General features: G+C 52.2%; 11 protein-coding genes. 2 read left to right on the forward strand and 9 right to left on the reverse strand.

The annotated features are described in order from the left end of the window. Positions 1–240 precede the first annotated feature (240 nt). From HMPREF0658_RS10275 to proS, 9 genes are all read right to left on the reverse strand, one after another. Positions 241–1224 carry an AMP-binding protein gene (locus tag HMPREF0658_RS10275; protein ID WP_006950683.1) on the reverse strand — a complete coding sequence of 328 codons (984 nt, stop codon included), beginning with the start codon at positions 1222–1224 and terminating at the stop codon, positions 241–243. Beyond that, positions 1203–2243, reverse strand: coding sequence for an o-succinylbenzoate synthase (locus HMPREF0658_RS10280; RefSeq protein WP_006950684.1), 1041 nt, complete (start codon positions 2241–2243; stop codon positions 1203–1205). Before HMPREF0658_RS10280 ends, HMPREF0658_RS10275 begins: the two co-directional genes overlap by 22 nt. A gap of 10 nt (positions 2244–2253) precedes the next feature. Further along, entirely contained in the window at positions 2254–3081 is an 828-nt protein-coding gene (gene menB, locus HMPREF0658_RS10285) for a 1,4-dihydroxy-2-naphthoyl-CoA synthase (RefSeq protein WP_006950685.1), read from the reverse strand. Between the two features lie 27 nt (positions 3082–3108). Then, the gene (gene menD, locus HMPREF0658_RS10290; protein WP_006950688.1) at positions 3109–4821 is read right to left on the reverse strand and encodes a 2-succinyl-5-enolpyruvyl-6-hydroxy-3-cyclohexene-1-carboxylic-acid synthase; all 1713 of its coding nucleotides are present in this window, start codon (positions 4819–4821) and stop codon (positions 3109–3111) included. A 16-nt stretch (positions 4822–4837) separates the two neighbouring features. Next, positions 4838–5857 (reverse strand): chorismate-binding protein, encoded by a 1020-nt coding sequence (locus HMPREF0658_RS10295; protein WP_006950689.1) that lies wholly within the window; start codon positions 5855–5857, stop codon positions 4838–4840. Next, positions 5850–6269: a PaaI family thioesterase gene (locus HMPREF0658_RS10300; RefSeq protein WP_006950692.1), complete on the reverse strand. Its 420-nt coding sequence runs from the start codon at positions 6267–6269 to the stop codon at positions 5850–5852. Before HMPREF0658_RS10300 ends, HMPREF0658_RS10295 begins: the two co-directional genes overlap by 8 nt. 443 nt (positions 6270–6712) lie before the next feature. Continuing rightward, positions 6713–7996 carry a M64 family metallopeptidase gene (locus HMPREF0658_RS10305; RefSeq protein ID WP_006950693.1) on the reverse strand — a complete coding sequence of 428 codons (1284 nt, stop codon included), beginning with the start codon at positions 7994–7996 and terminating at the stop codon, positions 6713–6715. A gap of 35 nt (positions 7997–8031) precedes the next feature. Further along, positions 8032–8427 (reverse strand): 2-amino-4-hydroxy-6-hydroxymethyldihydropteridine diphosphokinase, encoded by a 396-nt coding sequence (locus HMPREF0658_RS10310; protein ID WP_006950694.1) that lies wholly within the window; start codon positions 8425–8427, stop codon positions 8032–8034. A 2-nt stretch (positions 8428–8429) separates the two neighbouring features. Beyond that, entirely contained in the window at positions 8430–9911 is a 1482-nt protein-coding gene (gene proS / locus HMPREF0658_RS10315) for a proline--tRNA ligase (RefSeq protein WP_006950695.1), read from the reverse strand. A 193-nt stretch (positions 9912–10104) separates the two neighbouring features. Between proS and ligA the strand changes: the two genes are divergently transcribed. Next, positions 10105–12102, forward strand: coding sequence for an NAD-dependent DNA ligase LigA (gene ligA, locus HMPREF0658_RS10320; protein ID WP_024991075.1), 1998 nt, complete (start codon positions 10105–10107; stop codon positions 12100–12102). Next, a complete protein-coding gene (locus HMPREF0658_RS10325; protein WP_006950697.1) occupies positions 12099–13403 on the forward strand; it encodes an MATE family efflux transporter in 1305 nt (434 codons plus the stop codon). Before ligA ends, HMPREF0658_RS10325 begins: the two co-directional genes overlap by 4 nt. Positions 13404–13822 lie beyond the last annotated feature (419 nt).

The raw sequence follows: 13822 nt of genomic DNA on the forward strand, positions 1-13822 counted from the left end.
TATGATTGCTGTCCGGTAAAAAGTGATTGAATCTTCTATAACATGGCTAAAGGCATGTATTTTATCGGACACCCATGATTTTTCCTGATATCTCTCATCGCAGAAGTTCATAGGATAAATTTCCTATTAGATTTTTATGTGAAGATATAACAGCGTAAAAAATGCTGTTATAAAATCCCGCTCTGCAATAACGTCGTAAAAAATGCTGTTATAAAATCATGAAGGAACTTAACAACGTCATTATATTTGTTCGTTGGCTTCCGTAGCGATGCGTGTGGCGTCCGCGCGATTGGGCTTACCCGTTTCGGTGAGCGGCAGATGGGCTACGGAAAGATAGACGCGGGGGCGCAGATGTCTCTCCAAATGTTGTTGACAAATGGCTCGTATGGTTTCTGTGTCGCCCCCTTCCACCAGCATCACCATCACTTCTCCGAACCGCGCATCGCTGCGCTTTGTTATCATGTAGGGCACGGGTATGAACAGTCGCAGTTGTTCTTCTATTTCTTCCGCTTGTATCTTAATACCCCCGCTGCAAATCACGTTGTCTATTCGGCCGAGAATGCGGAACCGACGACCCGACGGCGATAGCTCGGCGCGGTCGCGGGTCATAATCGTACCCTCGCAGACCAACGGTGCGTCTATCATCAGACAGCCCTCGGCCGACACTCGGAGTGTAACGGTGTCGAACGCCGTGTACCATTCATCGGCTTCGGAACCGTTGAGGCGTCGTAAGGCAATGTGGGAAAGTGTTTCGGTCATGCCGTAAGTGCTCCATACGGCGTTAGGGAAATGGCGCAACTCTGCGGACAACGCGTTATGAACAGCACCGCCGCCGATGATGAGATGGCGGATGTTGCGCAGCCGTTCGCGTTCTTCGGGCACGCGCAGTGTTTCATACACCTGCATCGGCACCATGGCAGCGAAGTCGATGGGTTGTCGGATGTCACGCAACGGGCGACTGCTCGGTGGCGTTTCAATCAGTTGCATTCCTCTTACCAGCGAGCGTATCACCATCATTTTGCCTGCGATATAGTCGAGCGGCATGCAGAGCAATGCTGTATCGCCGGCGTTCAGGCCGAGGAAGTCGCAGGTGATGCGTGCGCTGGCCTTCATCTTTTCTTTTTCCACCCAAAGCGGTTTCGGACAGCCCGTAGAGCCGCTGGTGTGTACGAGCAGCCGGTCGCTCGGACTGTTCCATTCTCTTAAGAATTCGGCAAGTACCATAATCGGTCTCCTTTGATTTGCAGGGGTATCGCGATGTTATCGACAAAGAGCTGTCCCGTGCCCAATCCTTGCGGCATCGCGATGGGCGAACCGTACATGCGGGCGGTGAGATGGGCGATGGCGTTAAGTCCCACGTTGCTCTCGAGCGCACTCGTTATCCACGACCCGATGCCCCTTTTGCGCGCCAGACGAATCCATTCCTCCGTGCCGTACATTCCTCCGTGGAGCGAGGGCTTCAGCACGATGTATTGCGGATGAATGGTGTCGAGCAGGCGCACTTTCTCCTCTGTGGGATGGATGCCGATGAGTTCTTCGTCTAAGGCGATGGGCAAGGGAGAGCGGCGGCATAGTTCCGCAAGTTCTTTCCATTGTCCTTGGCGGATGGGTTGTTCAATGGAATGGAGGTCGTAGCGTGCCAGCTGTTCCAACTTCGACAGTGCTTCGTGGGGTGCAAAGGCACCATTGGCATCTACGCGCAGTTCTATTTTGTTTTTCGGAAATCGGTCACGGATGCGCCGGATGAGTTCTATTTCACGCTCAAAGTCTATCGCTCCGATTTTCAGCTTAATGCAACGAAAGCCCTGTCGCAGCTTTTCTTCCAACCGTCCGGCCATCTCCTCAAAGGTGCCCATCCATATTAAGCCGTTGATGGGGATACCTTCTGTGCCGCGGGCGAAAGGGGAGTCGGACAACGCCGTGGAACCTCTGCGCCGCCATTGCTCCATAGCTGTTTCCAGTCCGAACAGCATCGAGGGATAGGGCAGTAAGGCTTCTCCATCTAATTGTCCCGTTTCGCATAGCCGGTCGCATTGCTTTCGCAACACGCTTTCGTAGTCTTCGCAGGCATCACAGCTGAGGTTGGGTAGCGGAGCGCATTCGCCGATACCGACCACCTCGGGCACATTGTCGGCAGAAAGTCTCACAAACCACGATTTACGAGTGAGATACACGCCGCGCGACGTACCTGCCGGTTGTTTGAAGTGAAACAGGCGGGACGTAATCTCTATGCGGAACGCCATCGTCTTGCGGTTAAGGTAATTTCGGATATTTCTTGAAGTCGGGCTTCCGCTTTTCCAAGAATGCCCGACCGCCTTCGTGCGCTTCGTCGAGGAAATAATAAAGCATAGTGGCATCGCCGGCTAGTTCCTGAATACCGGCTTGCCCATCGAGTTCGGCATTGAGGCCGGCTTTAATCATGCGGAGTGCCAAGGGGCTGCGTTCCATCATTGTCTCCGCCCATGCTACGCACTCGTCTTCCAAGCGGTCGAACGGTACAACTTTATTGACTAACCCCATGCGTTCGGCCTCCTCGGCACTGTATTGTCGGCAGAGGAACCATATCTCGCGGGCTTTCTTCTGGCCGACAATGCGCGCCAGATACGATGCACCGAAGCCGGCATCGAACGAGCCCACTTTGGGACCGGTCTGCCCGAAGATGGCGTTGTCACTTGCTATCGTGAGGTCGCAAACCAAGTGAAGTACATGTCCTCCGCCGATGGCGAAGCCGTTGACCATGGCGATGACGGGTTTTGGAAGCCGCCGGATTTGCATCTGCACATCGAGCACGTTGAGGCGCGGAATGCCGTCTTTGCCCACATAGCCACCTTTTCCTTTCACGTGCATATCGCCGCCGGCGCAGAAAGCCTTGTCGCCCGCACCCGTCAGCAGTACCACGCTGATGTCTTGCGCTTCGCGACAATAGGCAAAGGCCTGCCCCATCTCCCATGTCGTGAGTGGGGTGAATGCGTTGCGATAGCGCGGACGATTGATAGTTATCTTAGCGATGCCGCCATACTCCTCGAAGCATATCTCCTCAAAATGAAAGCCTTCGATGGCTTTCCATTCTCTTTTTTTCATATTGTCTGTTTGTATTTGGATGATGTCTTATTCTTGTTTTTTCTCTATCTTCTGCCTATTGTAGTATTCTTTCAACGCTTTTTCGTCTGCTTCGGGAGTGGTAAAGACTTCGAGCAATAGGGGATGGTCGGCATCAGAAACCATCAGATGGTCGATGCCGCGCTCCATCTCTTCCGTGTTGCGGGCGGATAGATAAGCCACATTGTTTTGCAGACAGATGCCTTGCGCTTCTGTATGATGCTCGGCTGCGATGAGTTCGTTGCGTGCTTCACTTGCGGCGAGGCCATTCAACTGACGGAAGATGCCGCCTCCGCCGTTGTTCAATAAGAGTATGCGGAAGTTGCCTTTCAAGTTCCTGTTCCAGAGGGCGTTTGCATCGTAGAAGAAACTCAGGTCGCCAATGATGCAGAAAACAAGGTCGTCCGTTACTGTCGACATGCCTGCTGCCGTGGAAAGCGAACCTTCGATACCGTTCACGCCGCGGTTACACCACACGTGATGCGTGGCATAGATATTAGCCAATCGTATGGCTGTACTGTTGGCATAATGCACATGAAAAGGTTGTTGCAACCGTGTGAGCTGTTGCTCGAAACATTTTACGGCGGCCATTTGAGAATAGGGCGGAGTGTAGGCTGCAACATGCTGTGTGGCCTTTTGTAAGGCTACGAGCCAGTGATGCCGGAACATCAAGGCGTCTTCCTGCTGGTTGAGGGTCGTTTCAGCGGAAGCCTCGGAAGTCTGCTCGTCGCATCGTCGAGCCAACATGGCAAGCACGTCGACAGGATTTGCCTCTATCATGGTCGTGAGGTGCATAAACGTGTCGTGCACTTCGCCGTCTTCGCTGATGAGCCATTGTTCTGCCGAGGTGACCGAACGGAGGAAACTTTTCAGGCGTTTACCCACCAACGTGCTGCCGGCATAAAGTACGAAGTCAGGCATATAGTCAGCATTGCGTCCGATGGTGTGGAGCACTTCGTCGAAGTTTGATGCTTTTCCGATACTGCTCAATGCCTCGCCCAATACCACGGCGAAGTCTTTGAAGCGACTGAAGAAATCCTTGGGAAATGCGTGGGGAGTGGATTGCCCCAGTACAATCATCGGCCGACGGGCGGTAAAGAAAGCCTTACAAAGTGCTTGCCGGTCTTCCACACGCAGGGCAGGTGTGCCTAATCTGCTTATCTTCCGTTCGTCGGGGAGTGAGGGAACGGAGAAATCGAACAGAGGCTCGGTAATGGGGATGTTGATATGCACGGGAGCACCTCCTTGCCGACGAACGGCCAACAAGGCCTCGTTTACCAGCCGATTGCAGTGCCATCGCTCGGTTGCGTCTTTGGGTTCGGGCAGCGATACCGCCCGTTTCACGAAGTGTCCGAAAGCATCCGGCTGCGGAAGGGTTTGCCCGTCGAGTTGGTCTATCCATGCAGCAGGACGGTCGGCTGTCAGCACCACGAGCGGGATGTGTTGGTAAAACGCCTCGGCCACAGCGGGAGCAAGGTTGAGCACGGCCGTGCCCGACGTGACGCAAACCGCCACCGGCGCACACGTGGCTTGCGACATACCGATGGCATAGAAGCCTGCCGAGCGTTCATCGGTCGTAGGATAGCACGTTATCTCGGGGCATTCGTGAAAGTTGTGCACCAGTGGCGCATTCCTCGACCCCGGACAGACAACGACCATTTTTATGCCGTGTTTCACCAATAGGGCTGTCAGAATATTAACGTTTTCTTTGTTTGCGTACATGGTGTTGCTTGGGTTATCAGAGGGTGATACATCGTTGCATGGTTTCGAGCTTGGCGCGGGTCTCTTCCCACTCTTGCATAGGCGTGCTGTCTTTCATGAGGCCGCCGCCGGCATAGAGCCTGTAGTGGTTGCCATCGATTTGCATACAGCGCAGAGAGACGTAGAGGTGGGTGTCGGCTTCTGGTGCTAATAGTCCCATGAAACCGCTGTAGTATCGGCGCGGCGCATGCTCATGACGGAGGATGAACCGGCGGGTCTCCTCTTTCGGCATACCGCATACGGCAGGGGTGGGATGCAGTTCGGCAATCAATGCACCCAGATGGGAGGGATTTTTCAATGTAAACAGAAAATCGCTGCGTAGGTGTAACAGGTGGCCGGCCTGTGATGCGTGTGGTGCTTCCTCGGTAATACGGGTGGAAAAGGGTTTGAGGCATTCGCGTATGTAGGTTGCCACGCAGCGTTGTTCTTCTTGATTTTTCATGCTCCAGCATGGCTCATCGGTCGTGGCTTCCATCGTTCCCGCTAATGCCATGGTATGCCATTGCGAACCCATGCTTTCGAGAAAGACCTCGGGCGTGGCTATCAACCATGTGCCGCTGACGGGTGTTGAGACGAGTGCCACGCAGAGATGGGGAAATAGCCGACAGGCATGCAAGAAAAGTTCGTCGGGCAATGGTGTTTCGTCTGTCGTCTGCTCAGAGCACCGCGCCAGCACGATTTTGCGGAAAAGGTCTTGCTTCAGTGGCTTATGAAAGCTGTTGAAATCTGCCATATACTGTGCTTTGTCGGTCTCTTCGTCGAGCACGCGGCGTTGTGCGGGCAGGTGTTTCGGCATGCTCACTTCGTGTTGCTCCATGCTGTCGGGGCGTATCAGCAAGATAGGCTCTTGCTTCGATGGCATGAAAGGGGCGAATACAAATCCCACGCGCCCGTCGAGTGCATGCAAGTCGTGCAGTTCTTGCAGACGACCTGTGGTCTGTCGTACCTCGGTGTAGTGGGTGTAGTGGGGCAGTCGGATGAGTGCTCTGCTATCCATTCTTGCGTGGTGTGACGATATAGTTCGTTACCTGAACGGTAGAAATCAACTCGCCCGCCGAATCACGGATGTCGATATGCCAGACGTGCAGCTTGCGTCCTCTGCTTTGCAGGCGCGCAGTAGCTGTCACGGTGTCGCCCTCTGACACGGCTTTCACGTGGCTCCCGCTCACACTGATACCTACGCTGATTTTGCCCGAGCATAACGCTGAAGAACCCACACCTGCCAGATTCTCGGCCAAAGCCAGCGAAGCACCGCCACTGAGGAAGCCGAATGGCTGACGGTTGTTCTCGTTGACACACATCCGAGCCATGCAAGTGTCGGCCTCGGGCGTAGAGATAAACTCCATACCCAGTACGGTAGAGAGGTTTTTCTCTTTGTTGATAATCTGTTTAATTTTTTCTACATTCATATCGTAAGTGCATGATAACAGATACAAAGATAGTGAATTTTGTTTGAGTTGGCAAGTAAACAGCAAGGCTGTTGTCCATTGAATTACGTGCGCTTACAGTCCGATAGCCTTATCCCGAACACGCGTTTTACATCCATTCCGGCCCAAGCCGAAATGCCCAAGAGAGTTTAAAATCAATTCCGGCCCAGGCCGAAATGCTCAAGAGGCTTTAAAATCGATTCCGGCCCGAGCCGAAATGCTCAAGAGACTCTAAAATCAATTTTGGCCCGAGCCGAAACGTTCAAAAGATACGTGAGTTACAGTCCGGATAACCTTATCTCGAACTCGCGTAAAATCTATACAGGCTCTCATGACCGATTGAGGATAAAAAAGTGAGGTATGGAAGGGAGATTGCCCCCTGTCATACCCCACGATGATTGTAAGTTGTCGCCAAACGTGTGGCGTTATTCCACGTAGAAATTGATAATGCGCGACAAAGCCTGCCGGCATACCGGGCAGAACTCCGGTGTTTCGTTGATGCGCATACGGCAGTCTTGACAGCCTCTGTACACGCCTTTCTTGCTGTAGCCGGCTCCCTCGAATACGCCCACACGGGTTTCGCGCGTCTTTTTGTCGTCACTCAAAGGGGTAGGGATGGGTGTACCTTTCTTGATAAGGTTGCCCCATTTTGTGCCAAAGTCTTTCAGTGTGGTGATGTTTTGTTCCCAAGGTTCCACGTCGTGTGGATACATCGGTATCTGTTCGGATTCGTAGAAGTATTCGTCGGCTAATCCGGCGAAGCTATGGCCGAACTCATGCACGACCACGGGCTTGAACATCCGGTGGTGGGTCATCGACAGATTATAGGAGTTGAGAATACCGCCGCCACCGTAGATGTCGGTATTTACAAGCACGATGATGTGTTCGTAAGGTGTACCGGCAAGCCAATTATGCAGGTCTTTCAGCTTGAGTGTGGTGAGGTATCGGCTGCTGTAGAATGTATCGAAATGCGAGTGCAGTGCTGTATTCTTCCAGATGCCTTTGGCGGGTTCGCTCGTACCGCTCTCCATCGATGGTGCTTTCACGGCCACAATGTTGAAGTTTTTTCGTTGCGACTTGAATGGTTCGTGGGCGAAGAGTGCCTCTGTCGCTTCCTTAGCATCGGCAATGAAGGTGTCCATCTCGTCTTCTCTGTAGCCCTCGGAAAGGTAGGCGATGTGGATACATTTCTCGGGATTGACGGCCGTTTGCAGCGTGGCATAGGGCGTCACGTGGTTGTAGCCGATATGACGGATGAGGATGTCTTTCGGATTCACCGTATGTGTAAGTGTGGCCATTACCTCTCGCCGGTTGTTGCGCAGGTCTACGGTGATGTCTACTGTATCTTTCGGCATCGGCACGAGAAATACATTCTCAAACGATTTCTTCACTGTTGCGGCCTCATCATAAGAGAGCCATTCCTGAAACAGCGTGGAAAACGAATTGCGGTAAATCACTTTGCCGGTGCGGTGGGAACGCACAGTAATCTGTCCGTTGCCCTCGATGGGAAGCTCGGATAACCTGCTGCGCTTGCCATACCATTTGGGCATGACGTTCAATTCGTCTACCGACACTTCCTGACGGTTCTTGTCGCCGGCGAAGTTGTAGTCTATGCGCAAGGTGTTGTCGGTGAAGTAGTCTTCAAATCTCTGTGCGTTTGCAGGCAGGAGTGTTGTCAGCAAGAGCAGTGTAAAACTTAGTGTCTTCATTGTTTGTTTTGTTTGTAAAAGTAAAAAGGTATAGTTTATGCAATGGTTTCTTCCGGTTCTTCCATCTGTTGTATCAGTTCTCGGATGTAGCCTCTTTCCCAATCTTCAGCGTGCATCTTCGCGTCGCCAAACTGCAATACGTCTATGTCCATGGGCACCACATTGCTTTTATGCAGCGACCTCGACCGTCCGCATTTCCGCTCTATGTTTCTCAGCGCTTTGCATATCTGCTGCAATCCGTGTGCTGTATAGACAACGGCAATCTTGTTCAGAAACAAATCGGACTCTATGCCGACAGGTTCTGTCCACTTGCTGTCTGAGAATCGGATTTGCTTGAACAAGGCGCGGAGTAGGCTCTCTGCATTTTCCATGTTCTCTTTCTGTCCGGTATTGGAGCCAAGAGAGAGGATGAGTTTGGTAAGTGGTGGCATGTTTAATAACTTCTTGCGATGATGACTCTCTGCGTGGCGGGCTTTCCGCTCACCATATCAATGCCGGATGTCTGCTCCACTCCGAAAGGTACGCAACGTATCGTGGCCTGCGTCTCTTCCTTGATGCGGGCTTCTGTTTCTTCGGTTCCATCCCAATGGCAGAGGAAGAAACCGCCGTCTTTTACACGTTTCTTGAACTCTTCGTAGTTATCGCATTCGTAGATACGGGCATCTCGTGCAGCCTTTGCCTTTTGATAAATGTTGGCCTGTATCTCGTCCAGCAGTGTTTGGATATGGCTCACGATGCCTTCTATAGGTAATGTTTCTTTCTCTAAGGTGTCGCGGCGCATGAGTTCTATCGTCCCGTTTTCGAGGTCGCGACCGCCCATGACGAGTCTCACAGGCACACCTTTCAGTTCATAGTCGGCGAACTTGAAGCCAGGCCGTTTGTTGTCGGCATCGTCTAATTTCACAGAGATACCGAGCTTGCGCAACCCTTCGATGACGGGACGAAGCCGTTCGTCGATAGCCGAGAGTTGCTCGGCATTCCGTGCGATGGGGATAACGACTACCTGTATCGGGGCGAGTTTCGGGGGTAACACCAACCCGTTATCGTCGGAATGTGTCATAATGAGGGCACCGATGAGGCGTGTGGAAACTCCCCACGAGGTAGCCCACACGTATTCGGGTTTATTTTCCTTGTTGAGGAAAGTCACATCAAACGACTTTGCAAAGTTCTGTCCAAGGAAATGACTTGTACCGCTTTGCAGTGCCTTTCCGTCTTGCATCATGGCCTCGATGGTGTAGGTATCGAGTGCGCCGGCAAACCGTTCGGTCTCACTTTTCACGCCTTGTATCACCGGAACGGCCATCCATTCTTCTGCAAATCGGGCATAGACACCCAACATGGTGCGTGCTTCGGCCTCGGCCTCTTCTCTTGTAGCATGAGCGGTGTGCCCTTCCTGCCAGAGAAATTCGCTTGTGCGGAGAAACGGGCGCGTGCGCATTTCCCATCGCATCACGTTGCACCACTGGTTGCACATCAGAGGCAGGTCTCGCCACGAGTGTATCCAATTCTTGTAAGTATTCCAAATAATGGTTTCCGAGGTGGGACGTATGATGAGTTCTTCTTCGAGTTTGGCAGCAGGGTCTACTACTACGCTGTTTCCTTCTTCAGAGGCTTTCAGACGATAGTGTGTCACTACCGCACATTCTTTGGCGAAACCTTTCACGTGTTCTGCCTCACGGCTGAGAAACGATTTCGGTATCAGCAACGGGAAATAGGCATTCTGTGCCCCTGTTTCCTTAAACATCCTGTCGAGTTGTTGCTGCATCTTTTCCCATATCGCATAGCCGTAAGGTTTGATGACCATACACCCTCTTACGGCCGATTGCTCGGCCAAGTCGGCTTTTACTACCAAGTCGTTGTACCACTGACTGTAATTCTCCGACCGCTTCGTGAGGTCTTTTAATTCTGTCGCCATATTTTCTTGTGATTGTTATCTGTTGTTTATTCTGAATCTTCGTGCAAAGTTAGCATAATTAGGACAGAATACAAAAGGATAGTGTCCTTTTTTCGTTCATTGACACCGCTATGACAGAGGGCGTGTGGATAAAAAATGTTACCTTTGCATGCGGAGAGATGATACGCTTTCCGGCTTACTCAAAAGCAAGAATATGGACGATAAAGCACGAATAGAACAGTTACGGCGGGATTTGCATGCACATAATTACAAATACTATGTGCTCAATGCTCCCACCATCGGTGACCAAGAGTTTGACGAGATGATGCACGAATTGCAACGGTTGGAAACTCTTCATCCCGAGTGGGATGACCCCAATTCACCTACACAGCGCGTGGGGAGTGACCTTAGTACGGGGTTCGCGCAGGTGAAGCATCGCTATCCTATGCTCTCGTTATCGAATACCTACAATGAACAGGATGTGGCCGAATGGTATGAGAGCGTAAGGAAAGGACTCAATGACGAGGACTTCGAGGTATGTTGTGAAATGAAATACGACGGGCTTTCTATCTCGCTGACCTACGTCGATGGACGGATTGTGCAGGGCGTGACCCGCGGCGACGGAGTGCAGGGCGACGATGTGACCGCCAATGTGCGCACCATCCACGCCATTCCACTCGTGCTTCCGGGCACTGGCTATCCCCATGAGTTTGAGATACGAGGCGAGATTCTGATGCCATGGGCAGTGTTTGAACAGCTGAACAAAGAGCGTGAGGCGGCAGAGGAGCCGCTTTTTGCCAATCCGCGAAATGCCGCCAGCGGCACGCTCAAAAGCCTTGACCCTGCACTCGTAGCCACCCGTCGGCTCGATGCTTACCTATATTATTTGTTAGGCGAGACCCTACCTGCCGATGGACATTATGAGAATCTGATGGCTGCCGCCTCGTGGGGATTTAAAATCAGTGCGGGGATGAAGAAGGTGCGTACCCTTGAAGAGATATACGCCTTTATACGCTATTGGGACAGCGAACGCAAAAACTTGCCTGTGGCAACAGACGGCATCGTATTGAAAGTAAACTCTCTTCGACAGCAACGTGCGCTGGGCTTCACGGCCAAAAGTCCGCGTTGGGCGATTGCTTATAAGTTTAAGGCCGAGCGCGCTTGCACACGGCTCAATGAGGTAACCTACCAAGTGGGACGAACAGGAGCGGTGACGCCGGTGGCTAACATGGAACCGGTGCAGCTGGCCGGTACTACCGTGAAGCGTGCCACGCTGAACAACGAAGACTTCATACGCAGCTTCGACCTCCATTTAGGCGACTATGTGTATGTGGAGAAGGGCGGCGAAATCATTCCTAAAATCGTGGGCGTGGATACAACTCGTCGGTTGGCTGATGCGCTACCTGTCCATTTTATCACCGTTTGTCCCGAATGCGGAACATCGTTGGTACGCTACGAGGGAGAAGCCGCCCACTATTGCCCGAACGATGTTTCGTGTCCGCCACAGGTGAAAGGGCGGATTGAGCATTTCATCGCTCGCAAGGCGATGAATATTGAATCGCTCGGACCGGAGACTGTGGATGAGTATTATCGTCGCGGACTGATACGCAATATTGCCGACCTTTATGAGATTCGCACCGAACAAATCAACGGTGATGGCTCGCGAGAGAAGTCGGCACAGAGGGTCGTTGCGGGTATCGCACAGTCTAAGAATGTGCCTTTCGAGCGGGTCGTATTCGCTTTGGGCATACGATTCGTGGGCGAAACATCAGCGCGTCTGCTGGCACGTCGTTTCAAAAATATTGATGCGTTGATGGAGGCCTCCCCCGACGAACTGATGCAGATAGAGGGCGTAGGGATGTCTATTGCCAACAGTGTGGTCGGTTACTTTCGCAACCCTGTGAACCGAGAGATAGTGGAGCGTCTGCGCGGTTACGGACTGCAAATGGCGCTTTCGGCCGACGAGATGACCGGCATGACCGACCGTCTTGCGGGCAAAACCGTTGTCATCAGCGGTGTCTTCTCCCATCACAGTCGCGAGGAATACAAGCGAATGATCGAGCAAAACGGAGGGAAAAACACGGGCAGCATCAGCAGCAAGACGAGTTTTATATTGGCGGGCGACCACATGGGGCCTTCTAAACTTGAGAAGGCCGAGAAGTTGGGTGTGCCTGTGATAGACGAAGAAACGTTTCTTTCGATGATAGAATGACGGAGAGAGACAATCAGATACTCCGATTGGCATTGCCGTCTATCGTGTCGAACATCACTGTTCCGTTGCTCGGCCTGATAGACATGGCCATTGTGGGGCACATGGGGTGTGCCGCTTATATCGGTGCTATTGCGGTAGGGTCGATGATATTCAACGTGATTTACTGGGTGTTCGGCTTTCTCAGGATGGGTACGAGTGGCATGACTTCCCAGGCTTACGGCCGGCGCGATAGGGGCGAAGTGGTGCGGTTGCTGTTGCGTTCGTTTATCATTGGGCTGTGTGTGTCGGCTCTGTTTATTGTTTTTCAGCGGCCATTGTGCATGCTGGCGCTATGGGCGATGCACCCCGACCCGTCGCTCATTCCGCTCGTAACGGCTTATTTCGATATTTGTATATGGGGCTCTCCGGCCATGCTCTGTCTTTACGGGCTGACAGGATGGTATATCGGGATGCAGAATACGCGCATCCCGATGCTGGTGTCGATTCTGCAAAACGTCGTCAATATTGCGGCAAGTATCGCTTTGGTCTACGGGTTGGACATGAAGATAGAGGGTGTGGCGGCGGGCACATTGATAGCTCAATGGGGCGGATTCTTGTTGGCTGTGGCGTTGTGGTGTCGTTATTATGGCCGATTGCGATGGCATGTTCACGGCTGGAAACGTGTGTTGGGGCGAGAGGCGATGGGACGTTTCTTTGTAGTGAATCGCGACATCTTCTTCCGTACATTGTTTCTTGTGGGAGTGAATCTCTTTTTCACGGCCGCCGGCGCACGACAGGGTACGCTACTGCTGGCTGTCAACACGTTGCTGATGACGTTCTTTACGCTCTTTTCTTATCTCATGGACGGCTTTGCTTATGCAGGCGAAGCCATGGGCGGTCGTTATTTCGGCGCGAGCAACATGGCAGCCTTTCGCGATACTACACGACATCTTTTTCTGTGGGCGACGGGCATGGCACTTGTGTTTACCTTTATATATATGGTAGGTGGCAGATATTTTCTCTCGTTGCTTACCGACAACGATGAGGTGATGGTTGCGGCTGCTTCTTACATCGGGTGGACATGGCTCATCCCCGTGATGGGCTTTGCCGCCTTTATCTTCGACGGTCTTTTTATCGGCATAACAGCCACTCGGGGCATGCTCTTGTCGTGTGCCGCGTCTGCCGTTTTGTTTTTTCTTGCGGAAATCTCTCTCTCTGCGCTGTTGGGCAACCATGCGCTTTGGCTTGCATTCTTGTTGTTCCTTGCTGCGCGCGGCGTTCTACAGGGACTGTTGTTTAGAAAATATGTGAAGCCGGCGTAGGAATTGCACCACCCCCCTATGCTCCCTCACTTCTCCGAGGCTCTTTCTTACAAGCATTGTCGGCTTTATCAACAAAAAAGCGAGTGGTACGCATCGTCGCGACGCGTACCACTCTATGTGTGTATATATATAAAGGTGTTTCTTTTATGCTTCCCGCATCAGTTGCGCCGCACGGCACTCTTTCGCTCGGAAATCAATGATTTTTGCGCCGCACGGCACTCTTTCTCTCGGAAATCAATGATTTTTGCGCTGCACGACACTCTTTTGCTCGGAAATCAATGATTTTTGCACCGCACGGCACTCTTTTGCTCGGAAATCAATGATTTTTGCGCCGCACGGCACTCTTTCTCTCGGAAATCAATGATTTTTGCGCTGCACGGCACTCTTTCGCTCGGAAATCAATGATTCCGGAACCTTTT

The organism is Hoylesella marshii DSM 16973 = JCM 13450, from assembly GCF_000146675.1.
In the GTDB taxonomy this organism is placed as follows: Bacteria; Bacteroidota; Bacteroidia; order Bacteroidales; family Bacteroidaceae; genus Prevotella; species Prevotella marshii.